Origin of the sequence: Sphingobacterium sp. JUb20, assembly GCF_004342035.1 — a bacterium.
In the GTDB taxonomy this organism is placed as follows: domain Bacteria; phylum Bacteroidota; class Bacteroidia; order Sphingobacteriales; family Sphingobacteriaceae; genus Sphingobacterium; species Sphingobacterium anhuiense.
Genome location: NZ_SLYV01000008.1, coordinates 93,959 through 112,737, shown reverse-complemented (window position 1 = coordinate 112,737; position 18,779 = coordinate 93,959). Strand labels below are relative to the sequence as shown.

The 18,779-nt window shown below is 36.5% G+C and carries 15 protein-coding genes; 4 read left to right on the top strand and 11 right to left on the bottom strand.

The window, feature by feature from the left end; all coding sequences use genetic code 11:
- Positions 1-68 precede the first annotated feature (68 nt).
- Positions 69-1,805, bottom strand: coding sequence for a tetratricopeptide repeat protein (locus tag EDF66_RS14590; RefSeq protein ID WP_132843507.1), 1,737 nt, complete (start codon positions 1,803-1,805; stop codon positions 69-71).
- Positions 1,806-2,017: 212 nt separating this feature from the next.
- Between EDF66_RS14590 and EDF66_RS14585 the strand changes: the two genes are divergently transcribed.
- Together EDF66_RS14585 and mfd are read left to right on the top strand one after the other, a co-directional pair.
- Positions 2,018-2,599, top strand: a complete 582-nt coding sequence (locus tag EDF66_RS14585; RefSeq protein ID WP_021187994.1) for a hypothetical protein — start codon at positions 2,018-2,020, stop codon at positions 2,597-2,599.
- Positions 2,600-2,740: 141 nt separating this feature from the next.
- On the top strand, positions 2,741-6,076 hold the full coding sequence (gene mfd / locus EDF66_RS14580; RefSeq protein WP_132771605.1) for a transcription-repair coupling factor: 3,336 nt from the start codon (positions 2,741-2,743) through the stop codon (positions 6,074-6,076).
- Between the two features lie 73 nt (positions 6,077-6,149).
- Here mfd and galK read toward each other — a convergent pair whose 3' ends face one another.
- The 5 genes from galK to EDF66_RS14555 all read right to left on the bottom strand — a co-directional run bounded on the left by galK (position 6,150) and on the right by EDF66_RS14555 (position 11,781).
- The gene (gene galK, locus EDF66_RS14575; RefSeq protein ID WP_243656058.1) at positions 6,150-7,301 is read right to left on the bottom strand and encodes a galactokinase; all 1,152 of its coding nucleotides are present in this window, start codon (positions 7,299-7,301) and stop codon (positions 6,150-6,152) included.
- Positions 7,302-7,304: 3 nt separating this feature from the next.
- Positions 7,305-8,354, bottom strand: a complete 1,050-nt coding sequence (locus EDF66_RS14570) for a UDP-glucose--hexose-1-phosphate uridylyltransferase (RefSeq protein ID WP_132843505.1) — start codon at positions 8,352-8,354, stop codon at positions 7,305-7,307.
- 175 nt (positions 8,355-8,529) lie between these two features.
- A complete protein-coding gene (locus EDF66_RS14565; protein ID WP_132843503.1) occupies positions 8,530-9,804 on the bottom strand; it encodes a metallophosphoesterase in 1,275 nt (424 codons plus the stop codon).
- An 18-nt stretch (positions 9,805-9,822) separates the two neighbouring features.
- Complete coding sequence (gene hemH, locus EDF66_RS14560) at positions 9,823-10,851, bottom strand: ferrochelatase (RefSeq protein ID WP_021187991.1); 1,029 nt, start codon at positions 10,849-10,851, stop codon at positions 9,823-9,825.
- 81 nt (positions 10,852-10,932) lie between these two features.
- Positions 10,933-11,781 carry a 4-hydroxy-3-methylbut-2-enyl diphosphate reductase gene (locus EDF66_RS14555; protein WP_132843502.1) on the bottom strand — a complete coding sequence of 283 codons (849 nt, stop codon included), beginning with the start codon at positions 11,779-11,781 and terminating at the stop codon, positions 10,933-10,935.
- Between the two features lie 150 nt (positions 11,782-11,931).
- On the opposite strand from EDF66_RS14555, the gene EDF66_RS14550 reads away from it, so the two are divergent.
- Positions 11,932-12,351, top strand: a complete 420-nt coding sequence (locus EDF66_RS14550; RefSeq protein ID WP_132771610.1) for a nucleoside-diphosphate kinase — start codon at positions 11,932-11,934, stop codon at positions 12,349-12,351.
- A gap of 59 nt (positions 12,352-12,410) precedes the next feature.
- Here the strand turns inward: EDF66_RS14550 and ybeY are convergent, their stop codons facing one another.
- Together ybeY and ruvX are read right to left on the bottom strand one after the other, a co-directional pair.
- A complete protein-coding gene (gene ybeY / locus EDF66_RS14545; RefSeq protein WP_021187988.1) occupies positions 12,411-12,845 on the bottom strand; it encodes an rRNA maturation RNase YbeY in 435 nt (144 codons plus the stop codon).
- A 1-nt stretch (position 12,846) separates the two neighbouring features.
- Complete coding sequence (gene ruvX, locus EDF66_RS14540; RefSeq protein ID WP_132771612.1) at positions 12,847-13,260, bottom strand: Holliday junction resolvase RuvX; 414 nt, start codon at positions 13,258-13,260, stop codon at positions 12,847-12,849.
- 111 nt (positions 13,261-13,371) lie between these two features.
- On the opposite strand from ruvX, the gene def reads away from it, so the two are divergent.
- Entirely contained in the window at positions 13,372-14,598 is a 1,227-nt protein-coding gene (gene def / locus EDF66_RS26105; protein WP_165902449.1) for a peptide deformylase, read from the top strand.
- A gap of 639 nt (positions 14,599-15,237) precedes the next feature.
- Here def and EDF66_RS14530 read toward each other — a convergent pair.
- The 3 genes from EDF66_RS14530 to dnaG are packed head-to-tail and all read right to left on the bottom strand — an operon-like array spanning position 15,238 to position 18,649.
- Complete coding sequence (locus EDF66_RS14530) at positions 15,238-16,275, bottom strand: glutaminyl-peptide cyclotransferase (protein ID WP_132771614.1); 1,038 nt, start codon at positions 16,273-16,275, stop codon at positions 15,238-15,240.
- Between the two features lie 13 nt (positions 16,276-16,288).
- Complete coding sequence (locus EDF66_RS14525) at positions 16,289-16,651, bottom strand: YraN family protein (protein ID WP_132771615.1); 363 nt, start codon at positions 16,649-16,651, stop codon at positions 16,289-16,291.
- Positions 16,652-16,654: 3 nt separating this feature from the next.
- Complete coding sequence (gene dnaG / locus EDF66_RS14520) at positions 16,655-18,649, bottom strand: DNA primase (RefSeq protein ID WP_132771616.1); 1,995 nt, start codon at positions 18,647-18,649, stop codon at positions 16,655-16,657.
- Positions 18,650-18,779 lie beyond the last annotated feature (130 nt).

The following is an 18,779-nucleotide window of genomic DNA, read 5'->3' as shown; positions in this document are numbered from 1 at the left end:
TAACTCCTTTTATTTTTTATCCATAAACAGATATTTGACTTTGAAAGTGGAGATCACCTATGACAGCGCTACGATTTTAAATTCGAAGACAATACGGTGTAACGGTCTTCCCCTATTTTCTTCTTCAATCTCTGTTTAGCTTTCTTCACAGCATCCTCAGTCACGCCCAATAAATTAGATATCTCGTTATTTTTTAAGCCTAACTTACCTAAAAATATGAATCTCAGATTTGATTCAGTCAATTCTGGAAATTTTCTAAGGATATCATTGTAAAAAAACGGATACTCCTTCACAAAAGCTTCCTTAAATAAACTCCATTTATCTTCAGTCATTAAATGGGATTCCAACAATGCTTGTAGTTGCCCCCTTTCATTCTCAATAACAGAAAACGAAGTTTGTTTTACAGTTTCTATTTCATCTTTCAAATTAGCGATATACTCATTCTTCTCTTTTAGATATATAGTAAAAGAAGATAAATTATTATTTGCTTCCATTAGCTTTTGGTCAGACAAATACTTTTCCATCTGCAGGCCTAATACACGCCTCTCATAGATAATTCTACGCACCTTCAGTTTTCTGTTAAAAAGAAAATACAAACTTATCGATAACGCCAATAATAATACAACAACAATACTGTACGCTCTCTTTTTAAACAATTCTTTCTCGAATTGTTCTTTGCCCAGTTCTATTCTATGAATATATTTCTGTTTATCCGCCAGCCATTTTAATTGTTGCAGTTTCTCATCACTATTCCACAGCTGTAAACTATCATTAATCTGAATCAGTCTCCTCCTGGCTAAAAGTTCGCTATGGTCATCTTGTCGCTTTACAGCAATTTGTAATCTAACTTCCGTAATCTCCTTTTCAGATTTTTTCAGATACACTTTTTGAGTAGCGTAATTACTCGCTCGCTTGATCGCGTTCTCAGCGAGGTCTAATTTACCCTGATCGACATAAATTCGAGCCAATAAGATATAAGCGTACATGGTATTCTGATTACTACTATTGCGCTCAGAATAAACAAGATCTTCCAATAATAAATCAACTGCTTTTCCGAAATCCCCTTTCCCCCGATAAATGAGTGCCTGATTACCAAGTGCCTTACCCAATCGAACTTCGTCACCATTAAATTTAGACAGTGACTCCACTTCTTTAAAATAACGAAATGCTGTTACAGTATCTGCCAATTTCAGATATGCCGTACCTAATGCATCAAGGATACTTCCCATTTCTCTTGATTGAGGTGCTGCATGTTTACGGGCAAGATTTAGATATTCCATATTAGCCTCAGCATCACCGATACTACCAAAAAAATAAGCCATATTACGTAGGGAAATATCAGGATTAGGAAGTTTTTTCAGAGATATCTGAGGCAGTAAGTCGCGTAGACCTAAGAAAACTGGAAATGCATCCGTATAATTATGCAAATCATACAGATAAAACCCATAATTGACTTTTGTCCAAAATTCAAGTTCTTTATGTTTGGTATTTTTTGCTTTTTTTATCGCAGTTAAATACAGATTTGTGCTTCTAGCATTGGCCGAATCATAAACATTGGCAAATCCTCTTGCAAGCATATTATCGTATGCAATGAGCAAGGACTCATCATCATATATCTTCGAATAAGAAATGATAGGCTTTAAAAAATTTTTTAAAGCAATAGTATCAGTCCCAAAATCCCTCTCTTGTTTGATTAAATATTCAATCCGACTCTTACTGGAAAACAAATCCTCAAGCTTAATAGAATCCGCAAAAGCCGTATTCGCAAAAACTAACGTACAGAAAAATATATTTAGCAGTTTCAAATCAATGGAAGATTATTAGGATGTAGGTATTTATCTACAAATATAAATAATTTTAGATGTAGTACGTCAAGAAGGTCTATTAAAATAATGTTATTAAAATTTTGATTTTATAGTAACATCAGGATGAACAATTAGCCAACCGCTTTTTAAGGTAGGGCATACATCGTCGTTACTAATTTTAAAAATCATTAATTTTCACCTATCTTTAAATCATGTCAATTCATCAAGATCCCGAATTAAAAAAAGCTGTACTTAACCTTCCCTTAAAGGAAAAAGACAAGTTATTACTCCGATTGATTAGTAAAGATAAAATGCTCATCAAACAACTACATTTTCAGCTTTTAGAAGATGAATCTGACTTAGAACAGCGCATTGAACATCTGAGAAAACAGCTACAGAAACTTTTTGACATAGGTGAATCACAAGTGTACAATACGCCAAGTATGAGCAATTTCGTAGGATTAAGCAAATTGGTAAAACAAGCCAGCGGCATGGTTAACGAGCACGAAAAAATCACAAAAGATAAATTGAGTGAAGTAGAATTTCGTATTTACATTTTAGAAAGAGCCATCATGATGTACCCATCGTTATTTGGTTCATCTTACCAATCTGCCGCACATAAACTTCAAAAATATATAGCTGGCAGAATAAAACATGCTGTGTCAAAATATGAAAAAATTCATGAGGACCATCAGTTTGACTATAGAGAGCATTTCCAAGAAATACTTGATGCAGCAAATGCTACAGCATTAAAAGACTATATAAAAGTATTAAATGTAAATACAAACTTATAATACAGTTTTACAACACCGTCCAGTACCAATGACAATGAGACCTTACTAATTTTTTTGGTTATTTATAGCAGATAGCAAAAGCTTATTTTGTAACAACCCATCATTTTAACTAAATTCGCAATATTCCAAATTAGTGAACGCGTGGGAATTAAAGAAATTATAGAAAAATATGGTCAAAGTGAGTTGACACAAACTTTGACAAAAGCGATACAAGCTAAAAATCCAAAAGTCCATTTAAGAGGCCTTATCGGTTCATCTGATGCCGTTGTTGCAGTAGCGAGTTATACCCTACAAGAACGCCCCTACCTCTTTATCCTTCCAACACATGAAGATGCATCTTATTTCTTAAGTGATCTGGAAAGCCTTCTGGATAAACAGGTATTATTTTTTCCCGCCTCCTACCGTAAACCTTTTGATTTTACACAACTTGATGCAACACACGTTTTACAACGCGCAGAAACATTAAATGTACTAAATCATACTTCCGAATTACCAAAAATGGTTGTTACATACCCCGAAGCAATTGCTGAAAAGGTAATTAATAGAAGTGATCTGGAGAAAAACACGTTAGAAATAACCGAAAACACCAAATTAAGTATAGACTTTATCAATGAGTTTCTATTTGAATACGATTTCGACCGTGTAGATTTTGTTTACGAGCCTGGACAGTACGCCATTCGAGGGGGAATTGTCGATATATTCTCTTTTTCTAATGATCTTCCCTACCGAATAGAATTTTTTGGAGATGACATTGAGAGCATTCGAACATTTGAGATTGAATCCCAACTGTCTGTATCAAAAATTCATAAAGTAACCATCGTCCCCAATGTGCAGGCTAAATTCTTAAGTGCACAAAATATTTCCCTTTTGGAGTATATTGACAAAGATGCAGTTGTTTGGATAAAAGATGTTCAGTTCACATTGGATACGATAAAAGATGGAAATAAAAAAGCAACCGAGTTTTGGAATGCTTTATCAGAAAAAGAAAAGAAAGACAATTCAGAGTGGATAAATCCCGCTTATGGATTTTCTGACGAAAAAAATTTCAATGCACTCCTTTTCGATTTCCCAATCGTCGAATTCGGAAAACAATTCTTCTATAAAGCCGAAACGACAATCAAATTTGATATCCACCCACAACCCTCATTCAATAAAGATTTCAATCTGTTGATCCATAATTTCAAAGAGAATGAGAAAAATAAAATCGAAAATCTAATCTTCTCAGATTCGCCTAAACAAATAGAGCGGATATATAAAATCTTAGAAGATCTCGACAAAACAGTTACCTTTATTCCTGTCCATAAAGGATTCAGAGAAGGATTTAGGGACGATGATGTCAAATTAGCCTGCTATACAGATCATCAAATTTTTGATCGATATTATAAGTACAAGCGAAAAAAAGGTTATGAAAAAAGTCAGGCCATCACGTTAAAAGATCTGCGAGATCTTAAACCAGGTGATTATATTACCCATATCGACCATGGTGTCGGAAAGTATGCTGGACTTGAGAAAGTGGAAGTCAATGGCAAATCTCAGGAAATGATCCGATTGAGTTATGCTGACAATGACCTTCTGTACGTAAACATCAACTCCTTAAATCGGATTTCCAAGTATTCAGGAAAAGAAGGTTCTATTCCAAAAATGAATAAACTGGGAACAGATGTATGGGACAAGCTAAAGAAAACCACAAAGAAAAAAGTCAAGGACATTGCCCGAGACTTGATCATGCTCTATGCGAAACGTAAAGCACAGACCGGTACGGCCTTTAGTCCAGATTCTTATTTACAGAATGAACTGGAAGCTTCTTTTATTTATGAAGACACACCAGATCAAGAAAAAGCTACTGCAGATGTAAAACGTGATATGGAATCGCCACATCCGATGGACCGTCTAGTATGTGGTGATGTTGGTTTTGGAAAAACGGAAATTGCTATACGAGCAGCATTTAAAGCTGTTGCAGATAGCAAGCAGGTTGCAGTACTTGTACCAACAACGATTCTTGCACATCAGCATTATCGAACTTTTACTGAACGCCTCAAAGATCTACCGTGTACCATAGACTATATTAATAGATTTAAAACAGCAAAACAAATTAAAGAAACATTGGCAAAATTAGCTGAGGGGAAAATTGATATTATCATCGGTACTCATCGCCTAGTAAGTAAGGATGTTAAATTTAAAGATCTGGGCTTGATGATCATTGATGAAGAACAAAAATTTGGAGTCTCCGTTAAAGAAAAATTAAAACTATTACGTGCCAATGTCGATTCACTGACATTAACCGCAACCCCTATACCCCGTACATTACACTTTTCGCTGATGGGGGCGCGAGATTTGAGTTTAATCAACACGCCACCCCCCAATCGTCAACCTGTTCAAACAGAATTGCATGTATTCAATGAAACACTGATACAGGAAGCAGTATCCTTTGAACTGGAACGCGGTGGACAAGTGTTCTTTATTCACAACCGTGTTGCCGATCTTAAGCAACTAGGTGCTATGATTCAAAAATTAGTCCCTAATGCACGAGTAGGTATCGCGCATGGACAGCTTGAAGGTGATGATCTCGAAGATGTTATGCTTAAGTTTATCAATCACGATTTTGATGTATTGGTTGCCACAACCATTATCGAAGCCGGATTGGATATTCCCAATGCCAATACCATCATCATTAACCATGCGCATATGTTTGGTCTAAGCGATCTTCATCAGATGCGTGGACGTGTAGGTCGCTCAAATAAAAAATCATTCTGTTACCTGCTAAGCCCTCCATTATCGACACTTACTCCAGAGGCTTATAAACGATTATCAGCAATCGAAGAGTTTTCAGAATTAGGGGCAGGATTTAATGTCGCTATGCGCGATCTTGATATTCGTGGCTCAGGAAATTTATTAGGTGGAGAACAATCTGGGTTTATTGCCGAAATTGGTTTTGAGATGTATCATAAAATTCTTGATGAAGCAATTCAGGAATTAAAAGAAGACGAATTCTCAGATGTCTTTGCCGATGATAAAGACCACAAATATGTCTCCTTTACGCAGATCGACACCGATATGGAAGTATTGATACCTGATGAATATGTAACCAATATCAGTGAGCGATATAACCTATATACGGAAATATCGAAACTCGAAAATGAAGACCAACTGACAGATTTTGCAGTATCATTAGAAGACCGATTCGGTCCGATACCACATGAAGTCTTTGAATTGTTTAATACTTTGCGCTTACAATGGTTTGGAAAGCAGATTGGATTTGAAAAAATATCCTACAAGAAAAACACCTTAAAAGGATATTTCGTTAACAACCCAAAATCAACCTATTTCGAATCGGATCAATTTGGAAGAGTACTTGCTTTTGTTCAGCAGCACCCAGAGATTAGTAATTTAAAAGAAATCAAAAAGCAGCTTAGGCTGGCTTTAAGTAATGTGAATAGTATTAGTTATGCTTTAAAGCTTTTAAAAGAAATGGTATAATAGCATTTGTCATATGAGTACACGATCTAAAAAGGTTTCTATTTAATGATAGAAACCTTTTTTAGATTATTGATTACAAAACAGATGTACCATCATCTGTTTTCACCTGTATTACGGTCAATTCCTTACCAAATTTCGAGAAATATTCTGGTGAGATCTTATCGATAAGTGCGACAACAAAATCATTTTCCACAAGATTAATCGTGCAGCCACCAAAACCACCCCCCATTTGTCTTGCCCCCAGCACCTCAGGAAACTGTTTGATAAAATCCACCAAATAATCTGACTCAGCACAGCTCACTTCATATTCTTGACTCAAACCATGATGTGACGCCAATAGATTTTGTCCTAATGCTTTTAAATTACCAGCTTTCAGATGCTCACATGCCTCATGCACCCGTTCGCTTTCTTCAACGACAAAACGTGTTTTTGTATATACTTCAGCATCTCTATCTTTCACCATTTCATCCAACATCGAAACCGACACATCACGCATATTGACAACCTCAGGATATTTTTCCTTAACCCAATCAATAGCTTGCTTGCATTGTTCCACACGCTTGTTATACGCAGTATCTCCTAATGCATGTTTTACATTTGTATTCAGCAAAATGATTGTATAACCATCCAATATCAGAGGAACATATTCATATTCTAAAGAACGGCAATCGAGCTTTAATACCTGATCCTTTTTACCAAACGTAGAAGCAAACTGATCCATAATACCGCATTTTACTCCTGCATAAGTATGCTCGGCCAATTGTCCAATTTTTGGAATCTCCAAACGTGGAATATTTAATTCAAAAAGCTCACTTAAAGCTAAAGTCGTAGCACATTCTACAGCGGCAGAAGAAGATAGACCTGCCCCTAAGGGAACATCACCATCGATATAAAGATTAAATCCACCAACCAATAAACCCCTTTTCTGGATTTGATCAACAACCCCCAAGATATAGTTAGGCCAATGTAAATCTGTTGGTGCAATAGCATTTAAACTGATCTCGTAGACGGCCTTGTAATCTTCGGCATATAAAGAGATCAACTCATCATCTCTTTTAGATACAGCAATATATACCGCTTTATCGATAGCCGCTGGCAGCACAAACCCGTCATTATAATCGGTATGCTCTCCTATGATATTAATTCTACCTGGGGACCGTACAATAATAGGCTCTGCTTGAAAAATGGATGTAAATTTATTCTGTATAGATTCTTTAGTAATCATAAATTAAACGTTTTTATAATGAGTCGTTGAGCAGTTTCTTAATTGTTGAGCTGCAAATTCAGGCGTAATATCACGCTGTGGATTTGCCAGCATTTCATAACCTACCATAAATTTCTTAACCGTAGCAGAACGTAACAATGGTGGGTAAAAATGCATATGCCAGTGCCATTCCGGAAAGTCTCCACTATTCACCGGAGCTTGATGCATACCCGCAGAATAAGGAAATGATGTATTAAATAAGTTGTCGTAGCGTGTTGTCAACAATTTCAAAATTGAGGCCAGCTGTTCTTTCTCCTGATCTGTGAAAGCTAATATATTCTGTACAGGTCTTTTACTTACGATCATCGTCTCATACGGCCATGATGCCCAAAATGGAACTAACGCAACAAAACTGTCATTCTCTTCTATGATACGTTCATTTTTTCTCAATTCTGCTCGAACATATGCACTTAGCATGGTAACACCATGATTGTCAAAATATGTCTTTTGATTTTTCGACTCCTTCTGAAGTTCCACAGGAACATGATTTTGTGACCATATCTGACCATGTGGATGCGGGTTGCTACACCCCATTATAGCACCCTTATTTTCAAATATTTGAATATACTTTATCCACTCATGTTCAGCCAAAGCGGCAAACTCCTTTTGCCAAACATCTACTACCGCTTTGATTGCCAGAACTGACATTTCTGGAAGTGTCAGATCATGTCGTGGAGAAAAGGCGATAACTTTACAAATACCTTTTTCAGATTCCGCAATAAAAAGCTCATCTTCATTGATATCTGCCGTAGGCGTATCCTTCAAGAGTGCAGAAAAATCATTTACAAATACAAAACTCTCTTTATAATCGGGATTAACATCTCCATCAGCCCGTTCGTTCGTCGGACACAAATAACACTTCGGGTCGTATGATGGTCGTTGTTCTTGATTGTCATCTTCGACTTGTCCTTGCCATGGCCTTTTACTTCGATGTGGAGAAACGAGCACACGTTCACCAGTAAGTATATTCAACCGGGTATGAGGATCCGAATTAATTTCGAATGTTTGTTGCATGGTCTAATTTTTATTTCATAATTTTTGATCGTTAAAGATAGTAATTAGACTGTTAAAGAAAATGACAATAAAAAAAATAAGCACTCGATTGAGTGCTTATTTTTTTATTATCATCAGCTAACATGTAGGAGAAGCATATTTAAATACCACATCCCTTATAAATGTTATTCTTTAATTATACGCGTGCTTTCGGATCATTCCCTTTTATAAGTTCAAAAATGGTGATCTCAGGCAATATTCCTACTCGACCCGGGTAACCTAAGAATCCATAGCCCACATTTACATAAAGTTGCTTATTGTTTTTTTCTCTATATAACCCGGCCCATTCTTTATACACATACTTTGCAGGACTCCATTGAACATTCTTAAGCCGAACACCAAACTGCATACCGTGTGTGTGCCCCGCGAACATGACGTCGATATCTGTATCTAGCACCTGAGCCCGCCAGTGCGAAGGATCGTGGGAAAGAAGTAATTTAACAGACTGTTCTTCTGTACCCAACAAAGCTTTTTGCAAATCGCCGTGCTTAGGGAATCGGCCGGTACCCCAGTTCTGTACACCAACAATAGCCAATTCTTCATTGTTAACTTTCAAAATCCGATTCTCATCATTCAAAAGATCCCAGCCCATTACTTTATGTGTCTCAATCAAGTCCTGAAGATTTTTTCTTTTGGCCGCTGAATCCTCTTTCCCAAAATAATAATCACCATAATCATGATTTCCTAAACTTGAGAACACACCTAAATCAGCCTTTACCCTTGAAAATATATCTTGATAATCGCGCATTTCTGAAGCGACATTATTAACTAAATCACCAGTAAAAAAAATAGCATCTGGTTTTTCATTCAGTAATAAGTCAACTCCACCATTTACGGCTTTTCTATTATAAAAAGAACCCGAATGCACATCAGAAATTTGTCCAATCTTCATCCCGTGAAAAGCTGCCGGCAAATTTGGCAAGTATAACTTTTGACGACGCACACGATAATCATACGCTCCCGAAATAATTCCCCAGCTTAAAGGCACCAATGGCGACGCACCAACCAAAATCCCCGCCTTTGTTAAGAAATCTGACCTTGTGATCCCTTTAACTGGCTCTTCAGCGATTGGCATTTCTAACACATTGACCGCTTGTTTGATCGTTTTTTTCGGGGTCAACAGTCTCGTTAGCCAAAGTCCTCCTCTCCTCAAATCATCCAGAATGAGAACAAAGAAAAAGAAGAATTTAGAAGCTGCTGTGAGAAAAAAAGCAACTAAAAAAACTGAACGAACTAGTAGTGGAATATTAAATTTAAAGGAAATGATAACTCCTAGAGAAAGCAAAATTGAATAACCCCACCAAAGAATCCCAAAAGTTTTAGTCTTTGCAAACTTGATCTTTGTTGCCTTTAATGCAAAAAAGATATAAAAGTCCAATAGAAGAAGTACAATTACATTTACTATTAACATCGTATTTTTAAGTTAGTATTAAGCATTCAAAGCCAAGCGCTTCAATGCTTCAATCCACTTAGGATCACCGTTTAGACTTTCAACCAATTGAACCTCTTCACCTCCCAAATGCTTAAACTCATTAGCATATTCCACGCCAATTTCATCTATTGTTTCAATACAATCGGCAACAAATGCTGGACTAAATACCAATAATTTCTTCTTGCCTTTTTGTGCCAAGTCCTCTAATAAACTTGACGTATAAGGTTGAATCCAAGGTTCTTTGCCTAATCTCGATTGAAAACAGATGCTATATTGCTCCTTTTCAAGACCTAATTCTTGAGCAATTGCTCTTGTAGTTGCATGACATTGTGACAGATAACAAAAAGAATTGACCGTATTTTTACACGAATCACAACCATCTTCCGGACAACTTAACTGTCTGGTTGGATCAACTTTCCCCAATTGACGTACAGGAAGCCCATGATAACTAAATACAATATGGTCAAAATGAGCAATATCATGCTGTCTTGCATGATCTGCAAAGGTTTCAATCATGAGTGGCTCTTGACAATAACTACTTACAAAACTCATATTCGGTAAATAATTCCATTTACGAATCAGTTCCATCACGCGGTCAATAACAGATCCACTGGTCGCAGATGCATATTGCGGAAATAAAGGAATAACACGAATCGAATCCAGAAGCATTCCCTCCATATTTTTCAAAGCATTTTCAATAGAAGGATTCTGGTAACGCATGGCCAATTCGACATGATAATCCTCCCCTAAAGACTTCTGCAAGAGATCACGCTGTATAATACTGTAATGCATCAAAGGAGAACCTGTTTCCTTATCCCAGATTGTTTCATAAATTTTAGCAGACTTCGGAGCGCGCGTAGGAGCTATGATTCCCCTAACTAAAAGTGTTCTATTGATATATGGAATATCAATTACCCTTCCGTCCATTAAAAATTCTGTTAAATATTTTCTTACATCTGATGTGGCAGGACTATCCGGAGTCCCCAGTTGAACTAATAAAATTCCTTTGGTAGCTTTCTTACTCATTTGAAACAAAAGTATGAAAATTAGATTGTAGATATTGCTATCTACGACAATATGAAATATTTATGACGCGTAATTATGAGGTTATATCGCTTCTAAGTAAGCTTTGACTTCTTTCATCAGCCACATAGGTGTTGAGGTCGCTCCACAAATACCCACACGATCGCCTTCTTTGAAAACTGTTACATCAATCTCTCCAACTTCTGAAACAAAATAAGTATCAGGATTTTCTTTTAAGCAAACTTCAAAAAGAACTTTACCATTGGAAGATTTTTTACCCGAAACAAAAACAATTTTGTCATACATCTTAGCGAAGTGTACCAGATCTTCGTAACGATTAGAAACTTGGCGACAAATGGTATCGTTTGCTTTTACTTCATAGCCTCTCTTAATCAACTCATCTTTGATCTGATAAAACTTATCTACACTCTTCGTCGTTTGGCTATAAAGTGTAAAGGATGCTGGCAAGTCGGCATCATCCAGCTCAGCAATATCCTGAAAAACTAAAGCTTCATCATTAGTTTGTCCCTGCAAACCAACAACCTCAGCATGGCCATGCTTCCCAAAGATGAGGATCTTCTCATCCTGATCAAAAGAAGTTTTAATTCTATTTTGCAACTTAAGAACAACGGGGCACGATGCATCAATTAGCGTAATATTATTATCTAGAGCGATCTTATAAGTTTCTGGAGCTTCACCATGTGCACGGATAAGGACTTTTTCATGTTGTAAAGTGGGAAGAACATCATGAGCAATGATCCGCAAACCCTTTGCTTTTAGTCGAGCAACTTCTTCATCATTATGTACAATATCGCCTAGACAGTACAAATAACCATCTTCCTCAAGAATTTCCTCAGCCATGTCTATTGCATAGACTACACCAAAGCAAAAACCGGAATCCTTATCAATATCAACTGTTAGATTTAATGCCATAATAGTACAAAGTTAATCATTTCTAGACACGCAAAGAAAATACTTTTTATCAAAGAAAAAGTTACATAAAAATAGTCGTAATGATAATATAATATGCTTATCTTTCAGTTATTGGTGGAAATCATTACTTTTGCAAAAAAAATAACATTAATGGCAACTAACAGAACTTTTACGATGATCAAACCAGATGCAGTAGCAAATGGTCACATCGGCGCTATTTTGAATGATATTATTGCTGGTGGTTTCAAAATCGTAGCAATGAAATATATTCAATTGACTACAGAAACAGCGGGTGCTTTTTACGCAGTACACAGCGCGCGTCCTTTCTACGGAGAATTAGTAAACTTTATGACTTCAGGTCCTATTGTTGCTGTTATCTTGGAGAAAGAAAATGCAATTGAAGATTTCCGTACTTTAATCGGTGCTACTAACCCTGCTGAAGCTGCAGAAGGTACCATCCGTAACAAATATGCAAAATCTATCGATGCTAATGCGGTTCATGGTTCTGATTCAGATGAAAACGCTCAAATCGAAGGTGCATTTTTCTTTTCTCAATTCGAGAGATTTTAGTCTTAATCAAATCATATAAAAAAGGCTTGCAATAGTATTATTGCAAGCCTTTTTTATATCTAAAAATCTCGTTTCCCAAGATACTCATTCTCTTTAGCCGTCATCAACGTTTTATCTTCGGGTTTTTTATCATGGTATCCACATAAATGTAATACGCCATGCATAATCACGCGCTGTAACTCATCTCTACTATCAACTTTAAATTTAGCAGCATTTTCTGTAATACGCTCAACACTGATAAATATATCACCAGCAATCACATCATCATCTTCCGAGGAGTCAAAAGTAACAACATCTGTATAAGTATCATGATTCAAATACTGCTTATTAATTTCCAATAAATAAGCATCTGAACATAAGATAAAGCTTAGTTCACCAACACGCTTAAATCCTTCAGCCTTGATTGTATCCACAATCCACTGACGAATTTTTGCCTTTTCCTTTAATTTAAAATCAATATCTTCTACAAAGAATAGAATATCTTTTAATGCCATATTAAAATGCTTTAGTTTCCATATATGTCTGCAAGATCAAGGTTGCTGATATGGTATCCACAATACCCTTTTCTTGTCTTTTATTTTTTTTCTTACCGCTTTGAGCGATAACAGCAGCGGCCATTTTTGACGTAAACCGTTCGTCTATTTCAATAATAGGGATCAAAGGGTATGTTTTCTTTAACCGTCTTGCAAATCCTAAAATATGAATCGCAGACTCCGAATCCGTCCCGTCCATTTGCAAAGGCTTGCCCAATACAAACGTCTCCACCTGCTCTGTTTTAAAATAATCTTCTAAGAACTCCCAAATTTTATCCGGATGCACCGTCGTTAATGCTGTTGCAATTATTTGCATCGGATCTGTCACTGCAATACCGATCCTTTTTGTTCCATAATCAAAAGCCATTAATCTCATAACGATGCCTATGTTAAATATTTTGACAAAAATACGATTCTGTTTCTGTAAAATAGATTCCCTATTGATCAAAAAAAATCTATAAATTTGCTAGACTTTAAATTAAAATGAATGAAATACACCATATTAATTGGGCTTTTCTTAATTACTGTAAGTATAAAAGCAAATGCTCAAGATTACCAGGCGCTTATTCTAAAAGATCGCCAAGAAAAAGCCTTGAGTCTTTCCAAGTCAAAATTCGGTCCTTTACCGGCAGACCAGGTACAGTTTTTAGATTATTTCCCAGTAGATAAAGCATACCAAGTGACGGCGGACGTTACCTTATTAATAGGAGAAGAAACGTTCAAAATGCCCACTTACGATGGAACTAGCAACCCCTATAAACGTTATGCTATTTTAAATTTCACTTTAAACAATAAACCCTATCAACTGACAGTTTATCAAAGTGCGGCGCTATTTCAAAATCCACAATACAAAAACCACCTCTTTCTACCCTTTTTAGATTTAACAAACGGTCAGGAAAGCTATAGTGGAGGACGCTATATTGATTTATCAACGGAGGACATCATAAATGGCAAAGCAACTATAGATTTTAATACCGCTTACAACCCTTACTGTGCGTACAGCAATGGCTATCGCTGCCCTGTACCACCTCAAGAAAACATTTTAGAGACAAAGATTATGGCAGGAGAAAAAGCTTTTCATAAACAAAAAAACGAACGACCAGTAGATATTCAGGCAGGACAAAATTTTAGCGCAGATGATCTTAAGATCATCAATAATGGTACAGAAACAGAAAAATTACGTGTGCTACAAATTACAAATGAGAAAGATCTGACTGTATTAACGACCACTTCTGTTGACCTTAAATTTGATGACCCATCGATCGCAATCTTAGAAAAAAGAATGTTTAGCACAGTCCAAGATCCAGAGCATGCTGGCGTTGGCATCGCGGCCCCGCAAATAGGAATAAATAAAAACTTAATTGTTGTACAACGATTTGATAAAGTAGGTGAACCTTTTGAAAGTTACATTAACCCTAAAATTATTTGGCGATCAAAATTCATCAGAAAGGGAGTTGAAGGATGCTTATCAATACCTGATCGTCGGGAAGAGGTACTTCGCAGTAATACCATCCGCTTACAATATATTAGTAAAGAAGGCAAAATAAAGGAGGAAAATATTGAGGGGTTTACTGCCGTTATTTTTCAGCATGAAGTAGATCATTTATATGGAATACTTTACCCAGACCGTGTGGAAGAGGCTCAAAAAGAAGAATTTGAACCCCTAAGTGATAAAATGCAGTTTTATATTAAGCCAAATACGTTACGCCCTTAATAAAAAAATGGATCGCTATGGATCTTATTAAAAATATCCATAGCGATCCATTGTTACTTGAGCATCACCGATTGGCATACAATCATAAATTTCTCCTTTACCATCGAGATCTGCTTGATAAAAGAAAAATATTTTGCAAAATGAATTAATTCAATAGCTATGACTTATTATCCCTAGCTATTAATTCAAACGATCTAAGTCCTGTTAGAAAAGGCAATGACCCTATAGCAACAAATACATTTCCTACCACCTGTATTTGGTAAATCGTAAACAAATGACCTCCCTTCATGACAGTTGAAACAACTTACTATCTAATAGGGATCATCTTATAATTTCCTTAAGTTTTTATAGTGTGATAATAGAGGGTTTGTAGAGGGTTCATAGAGGTAAAGCTCTATAAATCCTCTACAAACCCTGCCTTTAGGCTATTAAATATTCCTACTAAAATCTAACAAGATTCAAAGGTGTCTCTCATAAGATTCAAAGCAAATCTATATGTCTATCTAAGAGAGGTAATGCGTCCAAAACTTAAGACAAAAAAAAGAGCATAAAATCTATTTATGCTCTTTTTTTCAATCTTCATCGCATCAAAGCTACTGATTGAAAATAGATATTTTTTAATGTGACAAGGTAGGTAGCCTAACGGGCGATCATCTTGATTTCAAATAGCGTATTCCAAAGTTTTCCAGTGACAAACAATCTTTTACCTGCTTGATCATAGGCGATACCATTCAACTCATTATCGTATTGTGCATGCTGATAGATCCCAACTAAATTAATTCGACCTTCTACGATTCCAGTTTCAGGATTTATAATAGCAATAACATCCTTTTCATATACATTGGCATACACTTTACCATCAATATACTCCAGTTCATTTAGAAAATTCACCTGACCATTTTCGTCATAAACATCAACAGAACTCATTTCTTGCTGTGTATTCGGATCTAAAAAATATAATTTATTGGATCCATCAGACTTAATTAATCTTTTGCCATCGTAGGTTAAGCCCCAACCTTCTTTACTATCCTTATAAGGAAAAGTTTTCTCCAGTTCAAAACTTGATTTATTAAGAACAAAACCTTCCATATTTTTCCATGTCAACATCACGATTTTATCTCCCATGATGGTCATTCCTTCACCAAAATATTTTTCTGAATCAAACTCTTTTTTCTGTAGCACTTTACCCGTTTTTAAGTCAACGCGTCTCAAGGAGGTAAGTGTACCACCGCCACTACCTGTTGACTCATACAAAAACCCATTTTCATATTGTAACCCTTGGGTAAATGCTGTCGTATCATGTGGAAATTTATTGACAATTTCGAACCCATATTCTTTTGGAGCTGGTGGTACAATAGTGATGTATGCGTTTGCACTATCAATACTTGTTCCTTGATATACCTTTGCAGAAATATTGCGTGTACCCAAAGCTAAGTTCTTACTGTCTACCTGCACTGCAGAAGTATCTTTTCCAGAAGCAACCATCTTATCATCGATATAATATACAACCGAGTCCAGATCAGGTGAATTAAACTTGAGCTGAAATTGAATTGGATCACCTAGCTGAATTGATTGGCTAGCATCGGGTTTAGCAAACTCCAGTTTACCTGACTTCTTCGTTTTACAGGCACTTAAACCAAGTACTAAACCTAAGAGGATATAGGTTGTTTTTTTCATATTAAATCTACTTTTATTCATTCCAAAACGCATCTTTGATGTGTTCTAATTGTATGTTATCTTTATCTGTGATGAGAACTGATATAATGTCAAAGCGAATTTCTCCAGTCACATCATATTTTTTCAAATATACATCTGCAGCTCTTGTCAATTTTCGTTTCTTCTGCCAGTCAACAAACTCAAACGGTTCTCCGTAATCAAGCTTACGACGAGTTTTTACCTCAACAAAAACTAAAATACCGGCATCTCTGACTATCAAATCTACTTCTAAATTCTTATATCGCCAATTTCTTAACAAAATTTCACACCCTAAATCCTGCAGAAATTTTTCCGCATAAGACTCTCCTAATTTGCCGAATTCAAGATGCTTGGCCATACTTTACTTGACTACGGTATTTCCGAGTAATCCTCCTAACATCTTCTCGGCATCTTTAAGTTTTTGATATTTGAAAATTAAAACTTCGACATTCGCGTCATCCTTTTCCGTCTTTAGCTCTTCACGGATCTTGACCATTTCACGGGTTATTTTACGTTTTTTGATGCGGTAAATCGAAGTGATAACAAGCACTTTTAAATGCTCATATTCTTGAGTTACATAGATTTTACGTTTATCATCATTCCAGTTTTCACTCAGATTGTACTTGGACGCAACACAGTTAATAGCAAGCTCAGCAACAGCAGCGTCTTGATTAGAGTAAAACTGCTTAGCCTCCGGTATTTCAAATTTTTCAACCGCCTCACGATAAACATTTAAGATAAAAGCTGCGGCCTTGTCCTCAAAATTGACATCAGCGATATTACTTAGTAAAACCCCTGCTACTGGTATATCTCCGTCCCCTTCCCAGGTCGCCAGATAGTCGCCATAATTGATAAGAATCCGTATAATTTCACGTTCTTGAAGTATTTCTGAAGTAATCTGCTGCGCAGGTGTCTCTGGTGCCAGCGGCGCGGCACCACCTCTTTCTTCATCGGTCATGAAAAAATCTGCAGGAGGTCCATCCATTGGTGGAGCCCCTGCCCCCATAACCGGAGTACTCTTCTTAGTGAAATCCTTATCTGCTTTCTTAGATTTTGAAATTCGGATCTTATTTAATTCTGAAAGTAAGATTCGCTCTTCAATATCCAATAAATTACTGCACTCCCGTATAAAAACTGAAACTTTAATTTCATCCGGAATCAATGCGATACTCTCAACGACATCACGGATCACCTCTGCCCTTTTTATCGGATCATTATTGGTATCGCGAAGTAAAATTCTAGTTTTATAAAAAATAAAATCTTGTTGATTCTCTTTGATATAGGACTTAAATACGGAAGAACCATAAGTCTTTACATACGAATCGGGATCATTACCATCTGGGAAAAGCAAAATCTTAACATTCAAACCTTCCTCCAGCAACATATCCGTTCCCCGAAGAGAAGCTTTAATCCCAGCTTCATCTCCATCATAAAGAATTGTTACATTTTTTGTGAAGCGCGCAATAAGTCGAATCTGTGCTGTCGTCAATGATGTACCTGATGAGGATACCACATTTTCTACACCTGCTTGATGGGTAGATATTACATCTGCATATCCTTCTACCAAATAGCAGTTATCCTCCTCCATAATTGCTTTTTTCGCAAAATTGAGTCCATAAAGCACATCTGACTTATGGTAGATATCGCTCTCTGGTGAGTTTACATATTTGGGAACTTTCTTATCTGTCTTTAATGTCCTTCCTCCGAAACCGATTACTCTTCCAGTCAAATTATGGATAGGAAACATAACACGTCCGCGGAAACGATCGTATAAGCTTTTATCATCGCGCTCGATCGCGAGCCCAATTTCCTTCAGATAGTCGGGATGAAAACCCGCTTTTGTCGCTGCATCAACAAGTGCAGTCCAATTATCGGGGGAATAACCCAATTCAAATTTTTTGATGATATCTTCCCGATAGCCACGTTCCTTAAAGTAGTGCAGGCCAATAACCTGCCCCATCTCTGTGGTCCACATTTCATCTTTGAAAAATTTACTGGCCCATGCGCTCAACACATATAAACTTTCTCTCTTATCTTGAGCCGCTAACTGTGCTGGCGAGCGTTCAACCTCTTCAACCTCTATACTGTATTTATTAGCGAGGTATTTAATGCCTTCCGGATAAGAAAATTTCTCTAGTTCCATCACGAACTTCAACGAATCTCCTCCAACCCCGCATCCAAAACATTTATAGATTCCTTTGGAAACAGAAACGTGAAAAGATGGCGTCTTCTCATGATGAAAAGGACAGTTACCAATAAGCGATGTACCCCTCTTTTTCAAGTCTACAAAATCACCTACAACCTCCTCTATTCGAGCAGCATCCAACACCTTATCTATTATCTCTTGCTTGATCAATTTCGTATCCTTTTATAATCAGTAAATTTAATAAATATATAAGCAATTACAACATCAAATTCATCGGCATTTCTGCTATCCAAACTAAATATTTTACTATTTTTGCAATACCATAAGAATGCTGAAATAG

Bases quoted from the DNA above. Each gene is read 5' to 3' on its own strand.
- EDF66_RS14585 (WP_021187994.1), top strand. From the start codon at position 2,018: ATGTCAATTCATCAAGATCCCGAATTAAAAAAAGCTGTACTTAACCTT.
- galK (WP_243656058.1), bottom strand. From the start codon at position 7,301: ATGATTACTAAAGAATCTATACAGAATAAATTTACATCCATTTTTCAA.
- EDF66_RS14570 (WP_132843505.1), bottom strand. From the start codon at position 8,354: ATGCAACAAACATTCGAAATTAATTCGGATCCTCATACCCGGTTGAAT.
- EDF66_RS14565 (WP_132843503.1), bottom strand. From the start codon at position 9,804: ATGTTAATAGTAAATGTAATTGTACTTCTTCTATTGGACTTTTATATC.
- hemH (WP_021187991.1), bottom strand. From the start codon at position 10,851: ATGAGTAAGAAAGCTACCAAAGGAATTTTATTAGTTCAACTGGGGACT.
- EDF66_RS14555 (WP_132843502.1), bottom strand. From the start codon at position 11,781: ATGGCATTAAATCTAACAGTTGATATTGATAAGGATTCCGGTTTTTGC.
- EDF66_RS14550 (WP_132771610.1), top strand. From the start codon at position 11,932: ATGGCAACTAACAGAACTTTTACGATGATCAAACCAGATGCAGTAGCA.
- ybeY (WP_021187988.1), bottom strand. From the start codon at position 12,845: ATGGCATTAAAAGATATTCTATTCTTTGTAGAAGATATTGATTTTAAA.
- ruvX (WP_132771612.1), bottom strand. From the start codon at position 13,260: ATGAGATTAATGGCTTTTGATTATGGAACAAAAAGGATCGGTATTGCA.
- def (WP_165902449.1), top strand. From the start codon at position 13,372: ATGAAATACACCATATTAATTGGGCTTTTCTTAATTACTGTAAGTATA.
- EDF66_RS14530 (WP_132771614.1), bottom strand. From the start codon at position 16,275: ATGAAAAAAACAACCTATATCCTCTTAGGTTTAGTACTTGGTTTAAGT.
- EDF66_RS14525 (WP_132771615.1), bottom strand. From the start codon at position 16,651: ATGGCCAAGCATCTTGAATTCGGCAAATTAGGAGAGTCTTATGCGGAA.